Raw genomic sequence first — 23,518 nt, forward strand, 5'->3', positions numbered from 1 at the left:
GCGGGACCACCGCCAGTGCCCGGCCCTCGGCGGCCAGGTGCCGTCGTGCGAGTGCCGCCGTCACCCGCAGGGGCTCGGGCACCGGCACGACCGCGCGCGCGAACCGGCGTCCGGGCATGTCCGCGTGTCGCACGATGCCGGCCAGGCAGCCGAGTCCCACCGCCTGGTGGTCGCTGTCCACTCCCAGGACCTCACGCAGCACCCGGCGGCGCCGGAGCACCGTTGCCGTGGTGGCGCCGATCTCGGCGCCGACCGCCCGGTCGTCCAGTCCGGCGGCGCTCAGCCGAAGCAGCAGCCGCCCCTCTGCGGGCAGCGCGCGCACCGCGGTGAGGTCCTCGGCCCCGAGGTGCCGCGGGCTCAGGTGTCCGGCCCAGGCGTAGTCGGCGACCACCTCAAGGCGGGTGCGTGCGCCCGTGGCCTGGTGGAGGATCTCCGTCAGCTTCTCCACCCGGGAGGCGGGCCAGGCCAGGGCGCGGGCGATACCTTGCGGGCTCAGCGGTCCGGCCAGCTGCCGGGCCAGCGCCACCGAGGAGGCGCCGCGGGGCGGACCGCCGCGCGGGGCCGTCACCGCGCGTCCTCGGCGCCGGGCACCGCCGCGCCCTGGCCGCCGACGGGCGGCGGCGTGAGCAGGATCCGGGGAACGGGGCCCTGCGGGTGCCCGGAGGTGACCAGCACCAGCGTGCGCGGGCCGGCGGCGCCCTGCAGGTCGACGACCCGCGCACCGAGGTGATCGGTCCGGCGTTGCTGCGCCGGCCGGGTGCGGCCGCCGACCCGTACGAAGGTCACCGGTCCGGCTGCGACCGGCCCGTCCCCGAGCACGAGGCGCGCCGCGGTGTCCGCCGGCAGCCGTCCTGTCAGCAGCCACAGCCGGGTGCCGTCGGCGTAGGTGCTGCACCACCCTGTCGCCGTGCCGGTGACGGGAGCGATGCGGGGCGTGCCCCTGCCGTCGAGGACCGGCACCGGAGCGGTGGCGTCGTGCGACGGGTGAGGGACGGGACGTCCGGGGCCGGGGGCCGCCTCGGCGTGCAGGAGCCGCACACCGGTGCGGTCCGGGCAGCCGCGCACCGTCACCAGCCAGCCGCCGGCCGCGCACGCCGTCCAGGCCCGCACCGGCCCGCCGGGCAGGACCCTGCAGCCCACAGACAGGTACGTCACCCCGTCCACGACCAGTCTCCCGTCGGCGAACAGGCCTCCGGCGGTGGCCTGTCGGGCATCGGCGGGCTCCACGGCCGGCCCTGGGAGAGGGTGGTGGGCGCGCACCGAGACGGAGACGCCGTCGTAGTGGACGGTGACGCCGGTGAACCGGCACCGGCCGTCCACCGGCTCGCTGCCGGCGTCGATCCTCACCGGCACCATGTGGCCGTCGAGGACCGCCACCGGCAGTCCGGTGGCCTCGGCCACGGCCCGGGCCCGCTCGGCGGTCGGCACGGCGGGGCCGGGGTCGAGCAGCGGACCGTCCGCGCCGGGCGAGGGCACACAGGCGGCCGGGATGCCGGACTGCGCGGGGGACGAGCGGGACACGGGCTACTCCAGGATCAGGGGCTTGGGAGCGGATCAGGGGGTCGGGGACCCGGGTGGGCTGTCGAGGCGGTCCAGATGAACGGTCAGCCGCCGGATGTCGGAGGCGGAGGCGGCCGCCGTGTAGGCGGCGTGTGAGGCCCTCAGCAGCCGCCGCGCGGCGCCCGGGCGTCCCGCGGCCTCAGCCGCGAGTGCGCGCCACTCGAGCAGCCGGGCACTCCACAGGGCGTTCCCCAGCGTCTCGGCGTCGGCCTGGGCGACGCGCAGGACCTGACCGGCGAGCAGCGGGTGCCCGGCGCGGGTGAGGACGTGCCCGGTCCAGGCGAGGGCCCGCATCGCCTCCAGCGGCTCACCGGCCAGCGCGGTGCGGGCCCGGCGCAGCAGCACCAGGGCGGCCCGGACGGCGCCGACGTCGGCGTGGACGCCGGCCAGGACGAGCTGGGTGAGTGCCACGCCCCGCCAGTAGCCGAGCTCGTGGCGCAGGCGTAGCGCCTCCTCGAGCGGGCCGCGGGCCTGAGCGGGGCGGTCCGCGGCGGCATGGGTGGCGCCGATGTCGTGCAGGTGCTGCGCCCGGGACAGGGCCGCGTCGGGGTGCGGGTCGTTGTCGGCGCTGGTGAGTGCTTCGTGGAGCAGGGCGAGGGCCTCGTCGTGCCGTCCGACGGCCCTGAGGCCGATCGCCAGCGAGTTGAGGACCTCGCGCAGTGCGGCGGGCGGGGCGCCGGTGTCCGTGCGTACCGCGTCGAGGGCGAGCCGGTAGAGCCACAGCCACAGCGGGTAGTCCCGGTGGCGCAGGACGAGCGGCCACAGGGCGAGCGCGCCGCGCCACACCAGTTCGTGGTGCCCGGCACGGGCGGCCGTGTCCAGGAGGGGGCGCACCAGTGCGTGCTGAGCGTCGAGCCATGTCCGGGCGTGCCGCGCGTCGGTGAAGGGCGGGTGGTCGGTGGCGGGCCGGGGCGGCAGGAGGGTGCGGCGGGCGCTGGCCAGGGTGCCGGCCGCCTCTGCGGTGCGGACCCACCACCGCACAGCGCGCAGTACGGTCGCCGGTGCGGCGTCGCCGTCGACGATGGCCCCGAGGCGGGCGGCGTGGTCGTGGCCCGGGCCGGGCAGCCGGTAGCGGGGTCCGTCGGGGCCGTCGCCTGTGTTTGTGACGAGGTGGCGGCGCTCCAGAGCGGTCAGGTGCGCGGCTGCTGCCGTCACGGTGGTGTCGGTGGCGGCGGCGAGCAGGGCGGAGTCCACGGGGACGGCCGGCAGTGCCCCGAGGGCGCGGTACGCACGGGCGCGGGTGTCGTCGAGGCGGCTGTAGGTGTGGTCGAGGGCGCGGTGTACGACGTTTCCCACGTGGTGGGGCCGGTGGTCGGGAGCGGGTCCGGTCAGGCTGGCGGCGAGGTGGGCGGGACTGAGGTCCGGGTCGATCTGGAGCTGGGCGGCGGCCAGACCGATGGCCAGCGGCAGGCCCGAGCATGCCTCCACCAGCCGGGTGAGTGCCGCCTGTTCGCCGTCTGCGGGTTCGCGGCGGGCGAGGGAGACGAGCAGGGCCGCGGCGTCCCCGCTCGGCAGCGGGCCCAGGTCCAGGTGCACGGCGCCGTGCGGTACCAGGCCGGGCAGGTGGCCGGGCGCGGTCACCACCACCGGGCAGTCGGCGGCGGGCAGGAGGTCACCCACCAGGGCGTCGTCGCACGCCCCGGCGAGCAGTACCGCCGGACGGCGGGCCGAGGTCAGGGTCCGCCACAGGCCTTGGGCCTGGTCGAGGCGGTCGGGCACCAAGGGGGCGCCGAGTGCGCGAAGCCACCCGCCGAGGACACCGAGTGCTCGGTTCCCGTCGCCGTGGACCGGGCGCAGGTCGGCGGCCAGGTAGCCGCCCGGCTGGTGGAGGCCGCGCAGTACCCGCGCCGCGAGGGCCGTCTTGCCGACGCCGTGCGCTCCGACCAGGACCGGGACCCGGCCCTGGTCGAGAGCGTCGGCCACGGCCCGGTGTTCGGTGTCCCGGTCGACGAACAGCGGGACGGGCCGCGGCAGTTGGTCGGGGCGCACCCAGTGGTCCTCGGGTGCCGGATGGAAGTGGATGTCGTGGATGCTGTGGGCCTGGACGACAGGGCCGGCCACACGGGAACCGCCGGTGATCGTGTTCGCGGTCACCGCACCGCCCCCGCGGTCGGCTCGGTCCTGCCGGCGGCCGGGACACGGCGGGCCTGCGCGTCCAGGTCGACGGGCGTGCACTCCCACAGCGTGCGCAGCCACCTGCTCGCCGTGATCCAGCCCAGTCGCGGATCGTCGTAGCCGAGCTTTGAGTAGCCGGCCTTCACCGGCCGGCCGCCGCGGTCGGCGAACACCGGGCCCGCGACACCCCACAGGTCGCTGTCCCCGACGCGGACCGCCGTCCAGCCGAGGCGCCGCCCTTCCGGGCACGCATCGCGTGAACGCAGCGCGCATGGCAGGCAGATCGGCGGGTGCTCGACCACCGCCCCTTCCGGCCACCCCTGCGGCGCGTCCTCGTCCCGGGGCATCAGCCACAGTGTCCCCTCCGCGGTACGGTCCGGCGCTCCACCACAGCCCTGGCACAACTCGTCGGCCATGGAGGCGTGCTGGCGGGCCGGGTGGACCAGTTTGAGGAGAGGCGTGCCCTCGCCGGGGTTCGGCCGGTGACGCAGGATCAGCACGCCCATCTCGTCTCGGTCCTGCGCGGTCTCGTCCGCGTAGCCGATCCCGGTCACCCGGCCGGGCCGGAACGCGTCCGGTGCGCTGTGGTGCAGCACCAGCTCGCCGGTGCACGGCTCCCCGGACCAGAGCGTCACCGCCGGCACCCCGTGACGCATGGTGGTCACCGCGAGCCCCCGGTCTCCAGCAGCATCACGGCGTATCCGTGCGCGGCCCGGACACCCGCCGTGGACAGGTCCGCAATTCGCCAGCCGCCGGCCAGCACTTCGAGGTCACGGCCGGTGCGCGGATGCCACGCCAGCCCCGACCCAGCGTGTGCCGCGGCCACTGCCGCACGTCGTCCCTGATCCCTACCGCCGTGGCGGTGGGAGACCACGAGTCGACTGCCGGGCGGCAGACCTTCCCGCAGGACCTCCAGCAGCCGTCCGGTCTGGTGGTCCGCCAGTTCGTGGAGGACGTCCGAGAGGACCACGGCGATGGGCCGCTGCCGGTCCAGAGCGGCTTGCGGGCCGAGCAGCGCCTCCATGAGCGGGCCCGGCGAGGCGAGGTCGGCTGCCAGGTGCCGTGCGCGTCCCGGCACCGGGGTGTGCAGCAGGGCACGGGCGTGGGCCAGGACCATCGGGTCCCGGTCCGCGTACACGATCCGCGCGCCGGGCGCGGCCGGAAGGACGGCCGCGTGCAGCGGACGCAGTTCCCACGGGGCTTGCGGGTGGTCGCCGGTGGTCAGGCCGCAGCCCAGATCCACGAACTGGCCGACGCCCCCGTGTGCGGCGAGCCAGCCGGCGACCTCGAGCACACGGCGGCGCGCCGCCCTTGCGGTGTCGGACCAGGCGGGGTCCGCCTCGCGCAGGCGGTCGGCGGCGACCCGGTCGGCCCGGAAATGGTCCTTGCCGCCCAGCAGCCGGTTGGACACCCGCGCGGACGCGGCGGCATGGGCCCCGACCCCGGGCCAGAGCGAGTCCTCCGACCGGGACCGCTGCCACCACTGCCCTTCCCGGCTTCGGTCGGCGGGGGCCGCCGGCTGCGCGACGTGCACGGCCGCGTGTGGCCGCGACCCGGCCCTGACGGGGCCGGCCTGTCGGCGGGCGGGTCCCAGACGTGCGCTGTGCCGGCTCACGCGGCACGCTCACAGGCATCCCGGATCCGGTCCTGCGGCGCGACGGTGCGGCCGTCGGGCAGACACGCACCGGTGTCGTCGAACTGGATGGAGCCGTTGCACAGCAACGTCCAGCCCTGCTCGGGGCGGTACGCGAGGGCGACTGCCGCAGAAGCGTCAGGCGCGGCGGCGTCGGGGCACGGCGGGCGGTGGTCACAGCTCATGACAGGTCCCCGCTCGTCCCGGTGACGGCAACGTCGGTGAAACGGATCACCCGGACACGGGGGATCCCGGGTGCGCGGGAGGGCGTGAGGGTGACGAACGTCCGGCCGTGCTGCTCGGCAGCACGCACCGCCCACCAGGCGGTTCGACGCTCCTTCGCCGCCACCAGGTGGCCGTCGATGCTCAGGAACCCGGCCACGGCCGCGCCCTCGGGCAGCAGTGCTGCGGCCAGTTCGGCCAGGGCCTGCGACCCGGCGGTCCCGAGCCGGACGCAGACCCAGGACCCGTCCGGGTAGGAGGTGGTGCACTGCACGCCCGGAACCGTCCGGGTGGTCCCGGTCGCCGTTCGGGTGTGACTGTCGAGCAGCGCGATCACCAGGCAGCCGGGGCGGCCGGTGGGCAGCGTGGCGGTGGTGGGAGCGCCGGCCGTGCGGGCCGTGATGTCGGTGAGGGGCACCGGACCTCCGTAGGGGGCGGGAACGAGTGGGACGGGCAGGGACAACAGGCCTCCGGGGGTCAGGAGCGCCGACGGGCCGGGCGCAGTGGACCCCTGCGGCGCCGATGCCGGCAACGCGTACGAACGCGGTGAGCAGCGCGGTCTCCGGACCGCGTCTCGGGCGCCGCCACGGGCACGACCACCGACCCCGCCCGCCGGAACCCGCCGGCTTGGCCACGCCGAGCGGGACGGCCACCGCTCTCGGACGCCGCCCGGCGCCGACGGTGCGGGGCCGGTCGGGACGCCCGCGTACCGCTCGGATCGGTCACCACCCCTCCGGGACGCGTGGGAAAGGAGCGGCACCAGTGCAGGGCCCAAACCGTCCGCGTTCTGACGGCAAGTCAACGACCCACTGTCGGGCGCAGACCAAGGGCCGGGCTGTTTCCGCACGCCGTGGTGCGGAATCAGCACCACGGTCTCCGCCCCGCGGGCCGGCACTGCGTACACTCCGAGGAGATGACGATGTGGAATCCGACGGCGGCTGCCCTGGCGGCCTCCCGGGACGGCGACTTCGGCCGCGTGATCAGGGAAGCGCGCACCGACCAGCGACGCACACAGGACAGCGTGGCCACGGCCTGCGGCGTGAACCGCTCGACACTGTCCCGGCTGATCGAGAACCGGACCGACCGGTCCTACCCCATGGACCTGCTGCGCACCGCCGCAGAGAACCTCGGCATTCCGCTGCGCCTGGTGGGCCTGGCCGCACCGGACGCCGCACGAGGGAACGGACAGCCAAGAGTGGAGCGAAGGGCATTCCTCGCCGGTGCGGTGGCGCTCGCCGCCGCACCGATCCTGCCCGTCCCGGCCGACGGCGGGACACAGGCCGCGGCCCTGCGTGTGACGACCAGCGCCTACCGCCGGCTCGACGCCGCAACGCCGGCCCGCGACCTCATCGCCCCGGCCAGAACCCATCTGCGGCTGATCGAGGCCATCAGCGTCACGGCGCCCGCAGACCAGCACCGCCACCTCGCCGCCGCGGCCAGTGAGGCGGCCAGCTTCGCCGCGTGGCTGGCGTGGGACATGGCCGACCACGGCTCCGCCCGCGCCGCATACGGCCAGGCCATCACGTCGGCCCGGACCGCAGCGAACCCCCTCCTGCTCGCCTACCAGATCGGCAGCCTCGCGCAGATGGAAGCCCACCTCGGCAACGGCGCCACCTGCCTGTCCCTCGTCCACCGCGCCCGCACGGTCCTCACCGACCGCCCCCCGGCCGTCGCGGACGCCTGGCTTTGCGCGACCGAGGCTCTCGGCCACGCGGCCGCGGGAGACCCCGAGACCTGCGACCAGGCCCTGATCCACAGCGCTGCCCTCGCAGCCGGCACCACCGGCGAGGCCCCTCCTGCTGCGCCGCCGTGGCCGTGGGTCTTCCCGTTCGACGAGGCAAAGGTCAACGCCACCCGTGCCACCTGCGGTGCCTGGCTCGGCCGTCCCACCTGGACCCTGAGCCACGCGCCCGCCGTCCCGGTCACCGCCCACACCAAGCAGCAGGCGCTCGCACTGCTCGACCTCGCGGCCGCGCACCTGAGCGTCGGCCGTTACGACACCGGCGTCGACCTGGCCACCCGCGGTCTCGACACCGGCCTCCAGCTCGGGTCGGGGCGCATCGTCGAGCGGGCCCGGGCCCTGCGCCGGACCATCCCCGGCACCAGCACCGCCACGGTCGTACGAGCCCTCGACGACCGCCTCCACACCGCCTACCTCTAGCAGGAGCGAACACCCATGCGTATCGGCATCACCGGTCACCGCGGCCTCGACGAACGCCTGCGGCACCAGGTCACGGCGCTGCTCACACAGGTCCTGGACACCTACGAAGGCCGCAGCCTGGACGCGGTCACCTGCCTCGCCGACGGTCCCGACACCTGGCTCGCCGACCTCGTTCTCGACCGCGGAGGCCGCCTGATCGTCATCGTCCCCGCCGCCGACTACCGAACCGGCCTCCCGGCATGGCACCACGGCGACTACGACCGCCTGCTGGCCCGCGCCGCCGACGTGTACGCGACCGGCCTCACCGACTCCACCGGCCAGGCCCACATGGCAGCCGGCGAGATCCTGGTCGGCCACTGTGACGTGCTCCTCGCCGTGTGGGACGGCCTCCCCGCCCGCGGACACGGCGGAACCGCCGATGTCGTCGCCCACGCCGACAGCGTCGGAGTCAAAACCCTGGTGCTCTGGCCCGACGGTGCCTCGCGGCCGACTCGCTGAGGACGGCGAGACAGAGGCGAGCGGCCAAGCGGCCCCCGAAACAACCTCCATCAGATCGCCTCTTGCACAGCGGACCCGAAAGGGCCGACACCCGGCTTGACCAGGTGCAGATGCGGGGCGGAACCGACACCCGGCCGGTCCGGAACCACCGCCAGCAGCAACCAGCCCCGCACCTCCAGCGCATAGGCCCGCCACCCGCCGCCCGTAGCCACGACCGCCGGTTGCAGGTTGCTCTCGACGAAGACCCGCGCCTCGCCGGCCAGGACTCCCGGCAGCACGCTCGCGAGCAGCGCCTCCGGGCCGCGCCCGGGTGCGGCCTGCTCGACGCGGGTGAAACTCGCATCCAGGTACGAGCAGGTGACGGCGAGCGTTCCGCTGTTCCCGGAGACCCGCACACCCGTCCGCGCGACGGTCGCCGACACCAGCAGCGCCACCGGGACACCGGCACGGCCCGCGACCGCGCTCGGGCTCTCCGGCGACGCCGTCAGGAGCGGGCCGCGCAGTCGGCCGTCGACGGCCCGGCCGGACATGGTGCTGTGGGAGGTCATCGGATCGTCCTCATGAATTGCAGGGGCTGGATGGCGAGACAGGCCGCAGGCGGATCCGGGCCTTCGGGCCGGGATGGTCACTGGAGACGGCGCAGGACGGAACCGGCCGGAGCCGGTGGCGGAACGAGAAGTTCCGGAGGCAACAGCACGCCGGCGGTCGTTCGCCCGGGCGCGCTGTTGACAGCCGCCCTCAGTCCCACCAGCTGCGCAGCCGCCGCGACCAGCCGCATCCCGTGGCCGGACCACGGCGTCCCCGCCGGGACGCGGCCGCCGCCGTCCAGGACCCGCCGCACGGCCGCAAGGGTCGCCTCGGACATGCCCGGGCCGGTGTCCGTGACGACCAGCCACGTCGCACCACTGCCCGGCTGCGCCGAGCACTCCAGGACGACCTGCGCCTGCGGGCCACCATGGGACAGCGCATTGTCCAGCAGCTCCGCCAACGCAGCGACGACGGGTACGACGGCCTCGGGCACCACGGTGAGGTCCGCGGTGCCCCCGGCCTGAACCCGCTCGTAGTCCGCCACCTGACCCTGCGCGGCCTGACCGACCTCGGCGAGTGTCGCCGGCTGCGGGCGAGGGGCCGGCCAGAGACCACCGGCCAGGACGGTGAGCCGGACGGCGAAGCGAGCGGCCAGCGCGTTGGCATGGTCCGCCCGGTAGAGAGCGGCCATCGAATCCGCGTCGACGACCGACCGCTGCGCCGCGGCCAGCTCTCTCCCCTGGCGGTTGATCTGCTCGAGGACCGGCCGCACGGCAGCCGCCGTGTCCTGGGCGGCCTGCCGCCTGGACCGGTCAGCGAAGGCGAGCACCAGGTTCGCGGCTCGCGAGACAACGGGTGGTGCCCCTTCGAATTGCGGTGGGAACCCGGCTTCGACAGCGTCGAGCAGTTGAGGGAGCAAGGTGCTGACGAAGTGGGCCTGCGCTGCGTCCTGCGCCTCCTTGCGGACGACGGCCATGACGTCGGCGGTGCCGCGGTGACGGCCTGCCCGAGAGAACACCGCCATCACCGCACCCTGCCCGCGGCCGAGGAGCCGAGGGCCCCCCGACGTCCTCGGGGCGCAGCAGAGCGGGCGGCGCGGCGCTCCTGCCGCCGGGTGGCGTGCGGGCGCGGCAGTCGCGCGGGCGGGCCCGGCACGGGGCGGGAGGTGGGGGTCACTGTGGTACTCCTTCGGGCTCAGTGGGGTGCGGGGGTGTGGGTGTGGGGGTCGGCACACGTGGCGGGATCGGAGGGGTCGCTCAGCAGATGGGCGGGGAGGAGAAGTCGCACGGTGGTGCCCCGGCCGGGGGCCGAGTCGACCACGGCGTCCAGGCCGGTGGTGTCCGCGGCCGCCGCGACCAACCTCAGCCCCAGACCGCCTGCGGGTACGGCGGCGGATGCGGTGTAGACGCCCCGGCGGTCCGCGAGCAGAGCCTGGGTGCGGGCCAGTGTGGTGGCGTCCATGCCCGGGCCGGTGTCGGTGACTGTCACCGGCAGCAGCCGGCCCGCAGGCTGCCCGGTCACCACCACGACCGGACCCGTGCCGTCCGAGGCCCGCAGCGCGTTGTCGGCCAGTTCGGCCAGCGCGGCCAGCAGCGGCTCCACCGCCCGGGCCGCGACAGTCCGCTCGCACTGGACGACGACCTCGACCCGGTCGCCCCCGTCAACGCCGGCCAGCGCCGCGAGCGCGATGCGGCCGAGTGGCGCGGCCTCGCCGTGCAGGCCCGGCCAGCCCCCGCCGGCCAGGACCGCGGCCCGCACCGCGAACCGCAGCATCACCGCCGACGGAGGCGACAGGAGCAGCAAGCGGCTGACCCCCGCCCCGGACGGCAGTTGCCCAACCAGGACGTCGAGCATCGGCCGCACGGCGAACAGCACGTCCAGGGCCGCCGCGGTGCGAATCCTGTTGAGCGCGGCAGTCAGCTGGCCGACCGCCGGCTCGGTGCCGGGCCCCGGCTCCCACCGGTCCGGCACCGGCAGCGTTTCGATGTCTTCGGCGGCCTGCACCACGAGGGGCAGACCGGTACGCACGAACTCCTCGACCGCCCGCGCGGCGGCTTCCGCTTCGTGCGGCCGGTGCGCCGGCGCCACTACGTAGGCCGTTCCGCGTCGCCTGCGCAACCGGGGCAGACCGGACCTGCGGGTCATGCCGCCGCCCTCGTCCCGGTGAGACCGCTCGCGACCACGGCCCCCAGACGCTGGAGGTGCCAGGCGGGCACCGCCCCCAGGTGCACGGCCCGTGCCAGCGCAGCAGTCAGCTGTTCGCGTTGCCCGGATCGTGCCCGCGCCGCGATCAGCACCGCCGCCTCAGCGGCTTCCTCGCCCACCAGCGCGGCACACGGCCAGCCGTGCACACTCACGATCTCCTGCAGCATCACGGCCGCGCTCTCGCTCGCGTCAGCGGCCTTCTCCCGCCTCAGGTGCCCGCCGCCGTCGACGACCGCCGCCTCGGCGTCCGCGGTCCTTCGCGCCGCCCGCAGGACCTGAGTGGCGATCAGAGCACCGAGCGTCGTCTCCGGTGCCTCGCCGATCACGTCCGCGCCGACGACCCGCCCGTCGAACGCCGGTTGGAGCTGAACACGGCCTCCGGTGGCGAGGGCCGGACGGCCCCGCCTCAGGAAGTCCGCGATGGTGCGCCCGTGTCGCGGCACCACCTGTCGGCTCGAATCGGTCATCGTCGTCACTCCGGGACAGTCGTCTGCGGGGAAGGATCGACCCGACGGGCCGTCAGATCCCTTTCGCATGCTCGAAGGTGCTGGTCCCCGATAGCAGGCGGTGTCCGCAGAAGCGGGTTCCGCAATGCCCGGGCAGGCCATATCTTCATGACAGTGAGCGAACCGCCTGTCACGCCCGGTGTGAATACCTGAGGCGGAACGGATGCCGCTAACGCCGCTAAAGATCGTTTCGAGCGCAGGGAGCACAAGGTGGCGCTGGTCCGCAACACGCACCTGGAGGCCGTGATCCGGGAACTGGGCTGGTCCCAGGACCGCGTCGCGGCCCAGGTGCGCCGGACGGCGGCCGAATCGGGGGCCACCGAACTGCTCTCGGTGACGCGGTCCCACATCTCGCAGTGGCTCCGCGGATCGAGGCCGAGCGGCCAGGCGCCCGCTATCTTGTGCGAGGCGCTGTCCCGCGGACTTGGACGCCCGGTCAGCCCGGCCGAGATCGGTCTCACCGATCACGGCCAGGACACGACCACGTGGGACAGCGACCCCGTGTCCGCACTCGCGAACTTCAGGGATGACATGCTCGGTCGCCGACCGCTCCTCTTCTCCGCCCTCGCAGCCACCGTTCCCGGCACGGCCTGGTGGGGTGACCGCCGCGCCCACGCCCGAACACGGGCGCCCGCTGCCGCTCTGACGGTCTCCGAGGCGCACGTGGAAGCCCTCGGCGATGCTGCGGAGTTCTACTCCCGTCAGGACCAGCGGCTGGGCGGACGAGCCGGCCGCACCTCCCTGCGGGCCTACCTGGGCACCGACGTCGCCGCCTTCCTCGCCAGCCGCCCTACGAGCGAGCGGGTGCGCACCGACCTGCTGTCCGCCGCCGGCCAACTCACCTACCTCGACGGCTGGATGGCGTTCGACGGCGGTGACCAGGGCGGCGCTCAGCAGAGTTTCAGCCTGGCGCTGGCGCTGGCCGCTGAGGCGGACGACCCCGCGCTCGCCGGTCACATCCTGCGCGCCCAGGCCCACCAGGCGCTCGACCTCGGCCACCCCAGAATCGCCCTGCGGTTCGCCGATGCGTCCGTCGACACCCCTCGGTACACGGCCGCGAGCCCCCGGGAACGCTCGCTGCTGGGAGTCGTCCACGCCCGCGCCCTTGCCGCTACCGGGCGCAAGCCGGACGCGCTGGCGGCACTGCACCGCGCCGAGTACGACCTCTCCGCCGCCGACTGCGCCAAGGACCGGGAACCGGCCCGGGTCACCTTCTTCGCCGAGGCCAGCCTGGCGCACGAGACGGCCTTGACCCTGCGGGCCCTGGGAGACCTGCGTGGCGCGGAGGAGGAGATGCGGCGCAGCGTCCGGACCCGGCAGCGGGCCTCCGCTCGCACGCATGCCGTGACGCTCGGCTACCTCGGTGCGGTCCAGGCCCAGCGCGGTCATATCGACGAGGCGTGTTCCACCTGGCACACCGCACTCGACGCGATGGCCGGCATCCAGTCCGGTCGGACCCGCGACATCGTCCAGCAGATGCGCAGCGCCCTCTCCCCCGTCCGTGGCCGGGGCGGCAGTGTCGCGGCCGAGCTGGACACTCGTGCCCGCGAAGTCCTCCGGGCCATAGGCTGACCGCATCTCGACGAGCGTCCGGGGGAGCGGCCACCGAACGGCTGCGGAATCCTGCGGACCGGGGAGGAGAATCGCATGCTCACGGTCGAACCTGTCGCCGTGGTGGTCGGAGGTCACCGGAAGGTCGCCGACGACTATCAGGGCGGCGTCGAGTCGGTCATCCGGCTCGACGAACGCTTCCCCCTCGATACGCTCCTGGGCCTCGATGAATTCTCGCACCTCCAGGTTCTGTGGCACTTCCACCTCGCCACGCCGGACGACGTGCAACTGCACGCCCGCAGCCCGCGCGGCAACCCCCGCTGGCCCAAGAGCGGTACGTTCGCCCACCGCAATCACCGCCGCCCCGCACAGCTCGCCATCTCCTATCCGCGCCTCCTGCAGGTCGACGGGCGCGACATTCACGTCACGGACCTGGACGCGGTGGACGGAACCCCGGTCATCGACATCGCGCCGGTCTTCCGCGAGATGGGTCCGCGCGGAGAGGTAACCCAACCTGCCTGGCCCGGCGAAATGCTCGCCGACTACTGGCAGGCCGCCAATCGGCGGCCCCGCTGACATATGGACGCCACCCCCGACCGGACCGTGACCCCACGCGCGCCTCGCGGCATGGGTGGCGGCCCGTTGGCGGCTGTGGCACGACGGGGGCGTCGTGCCACAGCCGCCAACGGGCCGCATCGCGGAGAGCCGAAGTGTCATCGGGGGATCCAAAGTTCGGAGACGTCAAGGCACAGCCGTGGGCGGCCTCGGGGACAGGTCAACCGTGGCCCGGGCGCGGCGGCATCACCAGGCCGTGGAGTGGCCATCTCGTGGCCACGTTCGGGGACCGCGGGGCAGCTTTGTCCGGGTTCGGAACCTGACTGAGGTCCGGCTCGGGACCGAGATGGCCACCAGATGGCCAACTGGCGGCCTGGTGATGCCGTGCCGACAGGGGCACGGTGGAGGTCCGAAGGCTGCGCGCGAACGGATCAAGGAGGTTCTGAAGGGAATGCCGGTGGACGGAGAATCGATGGCCGAGAGCGGCCGCGGTCTGGCCCTCGTGGACGCCTGTTCCACGGGGTGGAGCGTCGATCCCGTGTGTCCGGCGGGCGCCACCGTGACGGTGTTCTTCCGATCGGCGGATGCGACCTGATGGGCCGTCTGGACCCCGTGCCTCGTCATCTGGCGCCCGGCCTCGCCATCCATCCGCTCGGAGTGGGATGCCGTTCCATCGGAGCGCTGCCGGCGTCGCGCCCGGTGACGGACAGCGAGTGGCTGGACGGCATGCGCAGCGCTGTCGAACTGGGGGCCGACTTCTTCGACGTCGCCGACACCTACGGGTCGTCCGAGGGGCACGCGGAGCGGCTGATCGGCCAGGTGGTCCGGGAGTACCGCCGACAGGGGGTCGCGCTCAAGGTCAGCAGCAGGGTCGGGCACAAGGGATCCGCGCCCCATCCCTACGCGGGACCCCACCTGAGGCATCAGCTCGAGCAGAGCCTGGAGAACCTGTGCGTGGAACAGGTCGACCTGTTCGGACTGGCTTCCTGCGACTTCGGGCCGAGCGACTGCTACCTGGGGCCGACGATCGAGGTCCTGCGGACGATGAAGGATCTGGGCATGATCGGGGCGATCGGGCTCGTCGGCCCGCACGGCTTCCCGGCTGCGGCGCCGGACGCGGTCGGACACGAACGCTTCGACGAGCTGCTCACCCTGATCCGGCCCGATGTCGTCCTGCTTCCCTTCAACGCCCTGACCCCGCTGGCGGCCCTCCCGGACACCGGGGGGAGCGATCTGCTCTCCCGAGCGGTCGGGCAGGGCGCCGGCGTTCTCCTGACCTCGCCTCTGGCCGGTGGGCTCCTGGTGGGGACACCACGTCGTGCGGAGGGGCATACGGCACGGGGGAACGGGACCAGGGCGGTCGTCGCTCGCGCACTCGAGCCGCTGCGCCGCCATCTCGGCGGCCACCCGGCCGTCCTTGGGCAGGCCGCGCTGCGGTACTGCCTGTCCCGCGGACCGCACACCGCGGTGGTCGCCGGGTACGGGCGGGCCGAGCACGTCGCAACGAACTACGCCAGCTTGGATCTGGAGCTGTCTGCGCAGGACGAGGCCGCCATCGCAGCGGCCTACACATCGTTGCGTGAGGCGCTCCAGTCGAGCACGGCCCGAGTCGTCCGTCAGGACAGGGTGTGAACGGTCAGCGACTCCCAAACTTCTGAGGCGAACCGACACAATCCGCTGACCAGCGCTTTCAGCAGGACAGGTGCGGAGGCGGTTCCCGTTCCTTTGTAGATCGTTTCCCTCACGGGTACATCGGTGAGACCCCGGCTGACCCGCCCGGGCCATGGGGGTGATCGTGGCGAGGCCGCAGCAACGCGGTGGGATCGGGCGGTGGTCACCTGGGTGGGGTGTGGGAGTGTGCCGTCTACGTCGCGGTGTTGAGGCTGGTGCTGTTCCACCAGTGCTCGGCGCCTGCGGTGAAGGACAGCGCGCTGCCGGTGGCACCGTTCGCGTGGGAGGTGAGGCTGCTGTCGTAGGTGTTCCCGGTGGTGAACTGGCTCTGCTGGGTGTTGAGGTCGCCGGTGAGGGTGTCGGCTACCTTGGGGACGGTGACCAGCGGGGCGGAGTCGAGCGTCGCCTGGGAGGGTGCGGGCTTGAGGTCGGAGACGGTCAGGACTGCGTCCCAATGGTCGGCCTTGGCGAGCTTGTGGGCGAGGCAGGTCTCGTCGGTGGTGCCGGTCAGTAGGCCCGTGAACTGCGCGGGGTAGGAGGTCGCGGTGCCGATCTGCTCGAAGTAGAGCAATTCTTGGGGCTGGATGGTCACGGTGGTCGTCAGGTCTTTGCCCTGGCTGTCCTTGAGAGGGTCGAACTCTCGGTCACCGCTCGTGGTATCGGCCAGGATGCGTTCGACGGCGACGTCGAAGCTGGTCCGGGAATTGTCCTTCCTGGTGATCTCGGTGAGGTCGAACATGTCGCCCTGGGCCCGTATGGAGTAGAAGCGCTTCTTGCCGGCCGGGACCGAAGTGGCGAGGTCGGCGAGGTAGGCCTGGCGGACCTCGGCGGAACTGAAGTCGATTCTGAGGGTGACCTGATAGGCGTGCACCGGGACGTGGAAGAGCCCCAAGTGGTAGGCGAGGAGGGTCTTCTGGCCAAGCAGGATGAAGCGGTGGGACAGGGGCGGGTCCTTGGCTGTTGGGGGCGGGTCGGGGCCGTTGGGGCGTGCGGGGAGGTCGACGGCGCCCGTGGCTACGGGGACTGGCGCCGGCACCAGAACGGGTGCCGTTGCCGGCGGGTCTCGTCCTGGTGCACCGCCCGGTGGTCGTGGCGGTAGCCGTTGAACACCTCGGCCACCTGGTCGCCGTAGTCCGCCATCGCGCCGGTGTCCCCGTGCAGCCGGGCGTCGACCACCCGTCCGGCGCACAGTCCGGTGTAGAGGGCAGTGAGGACTCCCTGCGAGGAGATCGGGTCGTAGGCCGCCGTGGCGTCCCCGGGCGGCGATCCAGCCCTCGCCGGCGAGGGGTTCCAGTCGGGCGGTGTGCGCGGCGCTGCGGTTCAGCGCCGCGGTTGCCTGCGGAGGAAGAGCGCCGGCGCGGTCGGTGAGGTGACGGGTGGCGGCGAAGGCGATGGAGGAACGCGGCGAAGCGGGTCGAGCCTGTGGGGCGGGGTCGGCGTCGGTGAAGCAGGCGAGTGTGCGCCGGTGCGGCGGGTGGGGCGCGGTGTACCACCAGCCGTCGGGTATGGCTTCGACGACGGAGAGGCTCTCCTGGTCGTCGGGGCGGGCGGGCAGTGCGGTTTGGATGGCGATCAGGCGGTGGTAGCGCCGTGCGCGGGCGCCCAGGTGGCGGGCGAGGGCGGCGTGCCAGGTGCCGTCGGGATGGCGGGTGGGTCTGGTGACGGTGGTGCGCACTTCGACGCGGATTGCGGCGGATCGGGCCTGGGCACGCAGGAGGTGGTCGACCGCGGGCCGGTCGGGTGCCAGCCGTGGCCGCGGGGGTCGGGGATGAGTCGGTGGCGTGCGGGCCGGTGGGGCCCCCAGGCGGACAGCGTTCCGTAGCCGGGCCGGTGGTCGGGCGGGCAGGCGGTGGTCGACGCCGAGGTCACCGAGGATCACTCGGGCAGCGGGCACCATGGATTCCCCGGTCTTGGGGGCACCGGTGCCCGCGTCGGTGAGCAGCACGCGGCGCCCGGCGGCTGCCAGGGTGAGCGTGGCCTGACGTCGGCCGGGCCGCCGTCGGCGACCACGGCGTCGGTACTCCTCCTGAGTGAAACTGAGGCATCCCTTCGCATGGTTTGAATACGGAGGAGTGTGGTGTGGTCTCGGCGTCAGGAATAGATGGAGTGCCGTGCGGGACAGGCCCAGCAGCGGACACCAAGCCCGGGAGTCAAGAATGAACTCGGACGTTATCGTCGGCGTCAACGCCGACGCGCTCAACCGATGCATCACCGCGGTCTACACTTCGAACCGGGACGGGTTCAAAGGGAGCGACAGCCAGGGCGGGGTGTCCGTGAGCTGGGATGTCACCAAGCCTCCCACCGTGGCCGTCGTCCAGTCCGGCGTCAACCCCGGATGGGATAATGCCACGGACGCGAACGGCAACACTCCTCCGCAGTCCTCGGATTCAACGGTCATCCGGGTCACTCTTCCCGCGGTCACCGCCCAAGTCGGTTCGGACTCCAAGGACAGCGTCACCGGCGTGGACATCACGGTCTATATGGACGTGACGCGGGACCACGACAAATTCAAGCCGACCGCGCTGGCGGCCGATCTGAGCGGGGCCAAGCTCAGCGCCTGGGACGCGGAGGCATTGACCCTGATCCTGCCAGTGCTGATCAAGGCCGCGAACGACTCTCTGCCCGGGTTCGGACTCCCGAATATTGGGCAGTCCCAATCGCTACCGAAGGCCCGTGGAACGTACAGCGGCTATCTGATCCTGGGGGCCACTTCGACGGGCAGCGCAGCGGATGTCGGGCAGCTCGAAAACATCGACATCAGCAGCGTCAATCTCAATTTGCCGACGAAGGACTGCGTGGTCGTCGTGAACTCTTCGCTGTACGCGCCCCTAGTGAAGGGTGCGGTTTCAAAAGCGCAAGGAAATATGGGGCTGGGCCAAGAGGGAGAATACAGCAAGGACAACGCCGACGTAAGGTTCGTCCCGGGCCTGAGGGACGTCAGAATTTCCCCGGAAAACGGGTCCGTCATCGACGTCTACATCGAGTTCGTGGAATTTGTTGTCACCGCCTCGATGCCTGTGGACGGTCTCGGCCATTGCTTCGCCCATACCAATCCCGCTCCGTTCCCCGTCCCCGTAGAAATCGCTGAACTGACGGAGAATAATGTCACGATCAAGATCGACGGCATTCCCTCCTTCGACACTTCTTACGAGCCCCAATCGGATAGAACCGCGGACTATAATCTCGCAGCCATCATGAACAATGGCCACACAAGAGATCCCTACAATGCAGTGCAAAGCAAGTACGGCGGCCAGACATATACCTTGGACTTTGCGCTGCCGTTGGAGGTGAATTCCGGGAAGATCACGGTGGTGCTGTCACCTGAGTCTGTCGACGGCGCGCCCGGGTATCTGGTGGTCGGGGCAGCACTCAAGGTGAAGTGACTGGTGGGTTCACACCGCCGACGCAGCCGCAACCGTGCCAGGGGCTTCTCCTGCGCTCCGTACGGTGGACCGCTTCGGCGGGCGATCGACCGCGTCGCATCGTCACCACCTTGTGGGGGCGTCGGCCGCGCGGTCTTGCGGCCGGCCCGTCCTCGCACGTGTTCCTGTGGCCTGAGGCCACACCCGGGGCGGATCCGTCGCAAGACGTTCGGATCGGGTACGCACACCCGTGTCCTTGTCTCCGGCAGGGACACGCCCTCGGAGGAGCATCCGGGTAGCTCACCGGTCTCGTGGCTGCGTGTGGGCAGTCGGCACGTCGGCGGCACCACTGCCGGTGCCCGCTCGCTCCTCGATCTCCCTGGGAGAATCCATGCCTGACACACCTGCTGTGTTGCGTCTGCCCGACACCCCGAGCTTTCCCCTGGCCTCGGGGGTGGTGCTGCCGCCCGGCCACCGGTTCGCGCCGACCGTGGTGCTGAGCCTGCGTCTTGGCGATATGACGCTCACCCCGCAGGGCGAGCCCGGGCCGGCCGCGCCGACCGGGCAGGAGGGCGTCGTCGCCTACCCGCTGCCGCCCCTGGTGCTGCGCGGGCGCTACAGCCTGGACGTGCGACCGGAGCGGGAGAACCCGCTCGATACCGGCGGCGGCCTCACCCCGCTCGGCCGGGCCCCCGCGTCCCCAGGCCGCCCCGCGGTGCCCAACCTCGACGACACGACTCACGAGAAGCATCTGGAGACCGCACGCGCGGAACGCCAGAAGCTGGCCGCCGGTAGCCCGAACGGCTTCCGGCTCGTCAGCACCTACTACCAGCACAACGAGACGTTCCACGAGGCGTTCGAGAAGAACTACATGAACGGCTGGGAGGCCGACGGGGTGACCGCCCAGATGGCGGGTGACACCCACGACGCGATGGCCTCCGACACCCAGCCTGTCAACCGAACGGCCGCCTACACCAGCAGCACCGGGGCGAGTGTCACCTACAACGAGAACGCGTTCACGCAGCACTGGTCGCTGATGACCGCCCTGGCCCATCTGAAGAGCGGGGCAGCAGACAAGGACAAGGACAAGTACGACAGGGCCAAAGCGGCCGCCGAAACGTTCAGGAGCCACGTCGAGGACACGGACAACACCAAGGACACCATCGCGCCGAAGACCGCGCAGGAGATCAGGGACACGGTCAAGAACGCCCAGCCCACGGCAAAGGCCGCGATCGTCGGCGTCGACGACGAGGTCTATCTCGACCCCGACCGCTACCTGGACCGGGTGGAGCACGAGGGCCCCGGCGCCCTGCCGCCGGGCCTGGACGTGGAGGACCTGCGACACATCCAGCGCAGACGCGCCGCCATCCTCGCCGCCGATGCCGCCGCCCTCACCCCCGCCGGTGAGGCCTACTACCAGGGCACGTTCCAGGCACGGCTTGAGGGCGCCACCGTGACCGCCACCCCCACCGACGGTACCGACGGCCGGCCGGTCCGGGTGCAGGCCCATGTGCCGCAGCCGGTCCTCGACTTCGACGACAGTGCCTGGCAGGGCGAGGTCGCCGAGGTCGCACGGGCCCGCATCACGGCCATGCGCTTCATCACCGTCCTGCTGCGCGACGCGATCGCCGAACGCGTCGCCGTCGCCGCCCGCACCGCGCAGCCCTCCTTCGCCCCGCCCTCCGCACCAGGCGGCGACCGGGCCCGGGAGAGCGAGTGATCCTCGGCCCCGACCGCGCGCCGGCCGCCGGGGCCGACACCCTGGAACGGCTGTGGCGCACCCTGCTGCCCGAGGACCTGGCCCGCTACCAGCAGGTCCTGGAGGAGGCCCTGCGCCCGCAGGCCGAGTACCTCACCCCCACCGAGCACGCCCTGCACCGGCGTGGCAAGAAGTTGCGCCCGATGGTGCTGCTGCTGGCCGCGCGCATGGTCCACGGCCGAGAGCCGCTGGCGGACAAGGTCGTCAACGGCGCGGTGAGCCTGGAGATGCTGCACGTGGCCACCCTGATCCACGACGACATCGTCGACGACTCGAGCCTGCGCCGGGGCCTGCCGTCCGTCAACGCCGCGCGCGGCACCCACACCGCCGTCCTCATCGGCGACCTCCAGTTCGTCCAGGCCATCCGCGGCTTCGTCGACGGCATCGACGCCCAGCGCGACATCGACCTCGTGCGCACCGTCCTGGACACCGCCTTCCGCGTCTGCTGCGGTGAACTCGACGAACTACGCACCGACGCGGCCTGGGACACCAAGACCCTGCTCGCCCACTACTGGCGCACCATCGAACGCAAGACCGCCGTCCTGTTCGGCCTCGCCTGCGAGGCCGGCATCACCCTGGCCGGCGGCCGCACCGCCGATGCCCGACGGGCCGGCTTCTACGGCCGCCGCCTGGGGCGCGCCTTCCAGGTCATGGACGACATCCTCGACCTCACCCTCGACCAGCGCACCACCGGCAAACCCTCCTGCACCGACCTCGCCCGCGGCCGCTGGTCCCTGCCCCTCATCCACGCCGCCCGGGAACTGGGCCCGGACCACCCCGCCACCCGGATCCTGCGCGGAGCCCCCCATGACGACGATCAGCTGCGAGCGGCCTGCGCCGCCGTACGGGCCACCGGCGCCTGCGCCACCGCCTACGCCCAGGCCCGCACCCAGGCCCTGAACGCCCTCGAATACCTGCGACCCTTCGCGCCCGGTTGCTACCGTGACGCCCTCGCCGAGATCGCCCTGGACGTCGTCGACCGCCCCCCGCACCCCCAGTACCAGAACCAGTACGCCGCAACGGATCGGATCCCGGCATGAGCACGGCCCTCATCGAGTTCATCGCGGCGACGATGCTCCCGCGCCTGAACAACCCCGCCCACCCGCACAGCCTCCCCAAACTCCTCACGAACGCGACCGTGAAGGGCGGTACGAAGCTCCTGCCCGTCACCGCCGAGGCGTGGAACCTGGGCACCGTCGACGCAGGCGTGACCCCCACCAACATCGCCGACCAGTGGTACCAGGCGGTCGTGACCGTGGCCGACAAAGCCGACCCGCCCATCGACGCCAGCGCGTTCAAGGGCGTCCCGCTGCCCAGTTCCCCGCAGCCCTCTCTGGCGCTCTCCAAGGTCACGATCACCGGACTCGAGAACGTCGAGGCCGGCGACCCGACACACCTGACCGAGACCACCACCGGCTACAGCATGACCGTGCCCCTGACCTTCGGCACCCTCACGGACCCGACGCTGCCCCAGCAGATCGTCATCGTCGGCCACTACCAACTCGACCAGGACGTGTGCGGGGTCGACAAGGCCACCAACAAACAGGCCGAGACCCAGAGCAAGGTACCCGGCCTGAAATGGCCCGTCGACCACGTCACCGGCACCGGCGCCTTCAGCCTCGCCGTCACCGACCTGGCCGCCGACATCGACCTCCACACAGCCGTCACCGGCACCGCGTCCTCCCGCGCCCTCACCGTCGTCATCGACAAGATCACCCCCCGCGGACGCTCCTCCCAGTTCCCCACCTACACCCTCGATCCCGCATCCCTCACCATCGACCAGAGCACCCTCGAGGACCTCAAAAGCATCTGGCACGACATGGCCGTCGACGCCTTCAAGAACAAGGACGTCGGCGGCGACAAACTCACCACAGCCCTCTCCTCCGCCCTCAACACCGCCGACACCCTCAACGCCGTCTCCACCGCCCTCACCGACCAGCTCGCCACCGCCCTCGACCACGTCATGGGCCCGGTCACCGGCACCCTCGCCTCCGACTCCAGCGCCACCAACCCCGTCGTCGACCAGTACCTGTTCGACCGGCTGCGCACCGCACTCGCCGACGAGAACTCCCCCTTCTACCTGCCGGCCCTGATCGCGGGCACAAGCGACCCCGTCCTCGAGCCCTACACCCTGGAGCAGTTCACCGTCGGCGAGATCGCCCTCGGCGCGCCGTATGAGAAGCACCCCCTGGAGAACGTGACGCTGGACGGCACCGTGACGGGCTTCTCCAACGCCGTCGTCCCCGTCTCGCAGGCCGCCCTGGACGGCGGACGCATCAGCGCCACCGTCAACCTCGCGACCCTGCCCGGCAAGCCACCCGTGCCCGGCCCGCCGTGGAAGGCCGAGGGCAGCCTCACCTGCGACTGGGGTAACGGCCACGGCCTCACCGGCATCCACAAAACCACCGCGGCCCCCGCGGCCCTGAGTGCCGAGCTGTCCTTCGGCGGCGAGGACCTCGACCACCTCTCCGTCACCGTCGAATCCGTCCGCCTGGACGCCAAGGACGACGACCTGACCATCACGGTCGCCCTCACCAACTCCGTCATCGCGAACAAATACGCGAACGACGCCCTCGAACAGCCCGACATGAAACACCGCGTCCTGGCGGGCCTCAACAAGGCCCTCGACGACAGGCGCCCCGAGATCGGCAAGGCCCTGGCCAAGGTCGCCCGCACCGGCATCGCCCAGCGCCTCGACAAACCCGAATAGCACCTGCGGGCCCGAACCTCGGCCGCACGGCCACGCTGCGTGCGGCCCGACCCGCCGACCCGCCGGCCGGTCGGCGGGCGGCAGTTGCGCTCGCGTATCCGTCCCCGCCTCGGCGCAGGCGTGCCACGCGAGGCCGCCGCCTCGTGCCGGAGCGGATGCCCGGGTCTGCGGCCCGCCGCACCCGGCCCCCTCCAGACGCCGGCCCGGCCCAGCCTGACGGACAGGAACACCATGGACATCAAGGCCCTGCAGGAGCGGATCGCCACGCACCTCAAGGACGGTGCCCTGACCGTGGCCGCAGCCGGCCTGGAATCCAGGCCGCCCCCGACCCGCGGCCGTCCGCTTCCCCAACGGCGTGACTCTTCACGACGCCACGCCCACCATCTACCAGACACCCGCCGCGCTGCGGCGCGCCGGCCTACGGCCGACTGCCCCAGCCCCCGCGGGGGCCCACAGCACCCCGGCGCCACCCCGGCCGCCAC

Annotated in this window: 22 protein-coding genes; 9 read left to right on the top strand and 13 right to left on the bottom strand. The window is 72.6% G+C overall.

Going from position 1 to position 23,518, the window contains the following annotated elements; genetic code table 11:
• The 7 genes from BU198_RS06615 to BU198_RS06645 all read right to left on the bottom strand — a co-directional run.
• On the bottom strand, positions 1-568 hold a 568-nt coding region (locus tag BU198_RS06615), incomplete at its 3' end, for a hypothetical protein (RefSeq protein WP_188295908.1).
• Positions 565-1,521 (bottom strand): hypothetical protein, encoded by a 957-nt coding sequence (locus BU198_RS06620; RefSeq protein ID WP_188295909.1) that lies wholly within the window; start codon positions 1,519-1,521, stop codon positions 565-567. The genes BU198_RS06615 and BU198_RS06620, both read right to left, overlap by 4 nt.
• Positions 1,522-1,554: 33 nt before the next feature.
• A complete protein-coding gene (locus BU198_RS06625; RefSeq protein WP_188295910.1) occupies positions 1,555-3,654 on the bottom strand; it encodes a tetratricopeptide repeat protein in 2,100 nt (699 codons plus the stop codon).
• The gene (locus BU198_RS06630; protein WP_188295911.1) at positions 3,651-4,340 is read right to left on the bottom strand and encodes a hypothetical protein; all 690 of its coding nucleotides are present in this window, start codon (positions 4,338-4,340) and stop codon (positions 3,651-3,653) included. The genes BU198_RS06625 and BU198_RS06630 overlap by 4 nt, the downstream gene beginning before the upstream one ends.
• A complete protein-coding gene (locus BU198_RS06635; protein ID WP_317619998.1) occupies positions 4,337-5,290 on the bottom strand; it encodes an SAM-dependent methyltransferase in 954 nt (317 codons plus the stop codon). The genes BU198_RS06630 and BU198_RS06635 overlap by 4 nt, the downstream gene beginning before the upstream one ends.
• The gene (locus BU198_RS06640) at positions 5,287-5,493 is read right to left on the bottom strand and encodes a DUF5999 family protein (protein ID WP_188295913.1); all 207 of its coding nucleotides are present in this window, start codon (positions 5,491-5,493) and stop codon (positions 5,287-5,289) included. The genes BU198_RS06635 and BU198_RS06640 overlap by 4 nt, the downstream gene beginning before the upstream one ends.
• Positions 5,490-5,948, bottom strand: coding sequence for a hypothetical protein (locus BU198_RS06645; protein WP_188295914.1), 459 nt, complete (start codon positions 5,946-5,948; stop codon positions 5,490-5,492). The genes BU198_RS06640 and BU198_RS06645 overlap by 4 nt, the downstream gene beginning before the upstream one ends.
• Positions 5,949-6,443: 495 nt before the next feature.
• Between BU198_RS06645 and BU198_RS06650 the strand changes: the two genes are divergently transcribed.
• Together BU198_RS06650 and BU198_RS06655 are read left to right on the top strand one after the other, a co-directional pair.
• Positions 6,444-7,691, top strand: coding sequence for a helix-turn-helix domain-containing protein (locus BU198_RS06650; protein WP_223244023.1), 1,248 nt, complete (start codon positions 6,444-6,446; stop codon positions 7,689-7,691).
• Between the two features lie 15 nt (positions 7,692-7,706).
• On the top strand, positions 7,707-8,189 hold the full coding sequence (locus tag BU198_RS06655; RefSeq protein ID WP_188295915.1) for a hypothetical protein: 483 nt from the start codon (positions 7,707-7,709) through the stop codon (positions 8,187-8,189).
• 50 nt (positions 8,190-8,239) lie between these two features.
• Here BU198_RS06655 and BU198_RS06660 read toward each other — a convergent pair whose 3' ends face one another.
• From BU198_RS06660 to BU198_RS06675, 4 genes are all read right to left on the bottom strand, one after another.
• A complete protein-coding gene (locus BU198_RS06660; RefSeq protein ID WP_188295916.1) occupies positions 8,240-8,737 on the bottom strand; it encodes a hypothetical protein in 498 nt (165 codons plus the stop codon).
• Between the two features lie 77 nt (positions 8,738-8,814).
• Entirely contained in the window at positions 8,815-9,741 is a 927-nt protein-coding gene (locus BU198_RS06665) for an ATP-binding protein (RefSeq protein ID WP_188295917.1), read from the bottom strand.
• A gap of 170 nt (positions 9,742-9,911) precedes the next feature.
• Positions 9,912-10,745, bottom strand: a complete 834-nt coding sequence (locus tag BU198_RS06670; protein WP_188295918.1) for an ATP-binding protein — start codon at positions 10,743-10,745, stop codon at positions 9,912-9,914.
• A gap of 113 nt (positions 10,746-10,858) precedes the next feature.
• Entirely contained in the window at positions 10,859-11,389 is a 531-nt protein-coding gene (locus BU198_RS06675; protein WP_188295919.1) for a hypothetical protein, read from the bottom strand.
• A gap of 249 nt (positions 11,390-11,638) precedes the next feature.
• On the opposite strand from BU198_RS06675, the gene BU198_RS06680 reads away from it, so the two are divergent.
• The 3 genes from BU198_RS06680 to BU198_RS06690 all read left to right on the top strand — a co-directional run bounded on the left by BU198_RS06680 (position 11,639) and on the right by BU198_RS06690 (position 15,166).
• Positions 11,639-13,000 (top strand): Tat pathway signal protein, encoded by a 1,362-nt coding sequence (locus BU198_RS06680; protein ID WP_188295920.1) that lies wholly within the window; start codon positions 11,639-11,641, stop codon positions 12,998-13,000.
• A 75-nt stretch (positions 13,001-13,075) separates the two neighbouring features.
• Positions 13,076-13,555, top strand: a complete 480-nt coding sequence (locus BU198_RS06685) for an SAM-dependent methyltransferase (protein ID WP_188295921.1) — start codon at positions 13,076-13,078, stop codon at positions 13,553-13,555.
• Positions 13,556-14,128: 573 nt separating this feature from the next.
• On the top strand, positions 14,129-15,166 hold the full coding sequence (locus BU198_RS06690) for an aldo/keto reductase (RefSeq protein ID WP_188295922.1): 1,038 nt from the start codon (positions 14,129-14,131) through the stop codon (positions 15,164-15,166).
• 232 nt (positions 15,167-15,398) lie between these two features.
• On the opposite strand, the gene BU198_RS06695 is transcribed toward BU198_RS06690, so the two are convergent.
• Together BU198_RS06695 and BU198_RS06700 are read right to left on the bottom strand one after the other, a co-directional pair.
• The gene (locus BU198_RS06695; RefSeq protein ID WP_188295923.1) at positions 15,399-16,241 is read right to left on the bottom strand and encodes a hypothetical protein; all 843 of its coding nucleotides are present in this window, start codon (positions 16,239-16,241) and stop codon (positions 15,399-15,401) included.
• Positions 16,220-16,381 (bottom strand): hypothetical protein, encoded by a 162-nt coding sequence (locus tag BU198_RS06700; protein WP_188295924.1) that lies wholly within the window; start codon positions 16,379-16,381, stop codon positions 16,220-16,222. Before BU198_RS06700 ends, BU198_RS06695 begins: the two co-directional genes overlap by 22 nt.
• Positions 16,382-17,361: 980 nt before the next feature.
• Here BU198_RS06700 and BU198_RS06705 point away from each other — a divergent pair.
• The 4 genes from BU198_RS06705 (at position 17,362) to BU198_RS06720 (ending at position 23,036) form a co-directional block, all read left to right on the top strand.
• Positions 17,362-18,588, top strand: a complete 1,227-nt coding sequence (locus BU198_RS06705; RefSeq protein ID WP_188295925.1) for a hypothetical protein — start codon at positions 17,362-17,364, stop codon at positions 18,586-18,588.
• 370 nt (positions 18,589-18,958) lie between these two features.
• On the top strand, positions 18,959-20,287 hold the full coding sequence (locus tag BU198_RS06710; protein ID WP_188295926.1) for a hypothetical protein: 1,329 nt from the start codon (positions 18,959-18,961) through the stop codon (positions 20,285-20,287).
• Complete coding sequence (locus BU198_RS06715; protein WP_317619999.1) at positions 20,284-21,366, top strand: polyprenyl synthetase family protein; 1,083 nt, start codon at positions 20,284-20,286, stop codon at positions 21,364-21,366. Before BU198_RS06710 ends, BU198_RS06715 begins: the two co-directional genes overlap by 4 nt.
• On the top strand, positions 21,363-23,036 hold the full coding sequence (locus BU198_RS06720) for a hypothetical protein (RefSeq protein WP_188295927.1): 1,674 nt from the start codon (positions 21,363-21,365) through the stop codon (positions 23,034-23,036). Before BU198_RS06715 ends, BU198_RS06720 begins: the two co-directional genes overlap by 4 nt.
• Positions 23,037-23,518: the final 482 nt, after the last annotated feature.

Origin of the sequence: Streptomyces sp. CBMA156 (assembly GCF_014596515.1) — a bacterium.
Classification (GTDB): Bacteria; Actinomycetota; Actinomycetes; order Streptomycetales; family Streptomycetaceae; genus Kitasatospora.

Excerpts from the sequence above, each read along its gene's own strand:
- BU198_RS06640 (WP_188295913.1), bottom strand. The coding sequence starts at position 5,493 with ATGAGCTGTGACCACCGCCCGCCGTGCCCCGACGCCGCCGCGCCTGAC.
- BU198_RS06650 (WP_223244023.1), top strand. The coding sequence starts at position 6,444 with ATGACGATGTGGAATCCGACGGCGGCTGCCCTGGCGGCCTCCCGGGAC.
- BU198_RS06655 (WP_188295915.1), top strand. The coding sequence starts at position 7,707 with ATGCGTATCGGCATCACCGGTCACCGCGGCCTCGACGAACGCCTGCGG.
- BU198_RS06660 (WP_188295916.1), bottom strand. The coding sequence starts at position 8,737 with ATGACCTCCCACAGCACCATGTCCGGCCGGGCCGTCGACGGCCGACTG.
- BU198_RS06665 (WP_188295917.1), bottom strand. The coding sequence starts at position 9,741 with ATGGCGGTGTTCTCTCGGGCAGGCCGTCACCGCGGCACCGCCGACGTC.
- BU198_RS06675 (WP_188295919.1), bottom strand. The coding sequence starts at position 11,389 with ATGACCGATTCGAGCCGACAGGTGGTGCCGCGACACGGGCGCACCATC.
- BU198_RS06685 (WP_188295921.1), top strand. The coding sequence starts at position 13,076 with ATGCTCACGGTCGAACCTGTCGCCGTGGTGGTCGGAGGTCACCGGAAG.
- BU198_RS06690 (WP_188295922.1), top strand. The coding sequence starts at position 14,129 with ATGGGCCGTCTGGACCCCGTGCCTCGTCATCTGGCGCCCGGCCTCGCC.
- BU198_RS06705 (WP_188295925.1), top strand. The coding sequence starts at position 17,362 with ATGAACTCGGACGTTATCGTCGGCGTCAACGCCGACGCGCTCAACCGA.
- BU198_RS06710 (WP_188295926.1), top strand. The coding sequence starts at position 18,959 with ATGCCTGACACACCTGCTGTGTTGCGTCTGCCCGACACCCCGAGCTTT.
- BU198_RS06720 (WP_188295927.1), top strand. The coding sequence starts at position 21,363 with ATGAGCACGGCCCTCATCGAGTTCATCGCGGCGACGATGCTCCCGCGC.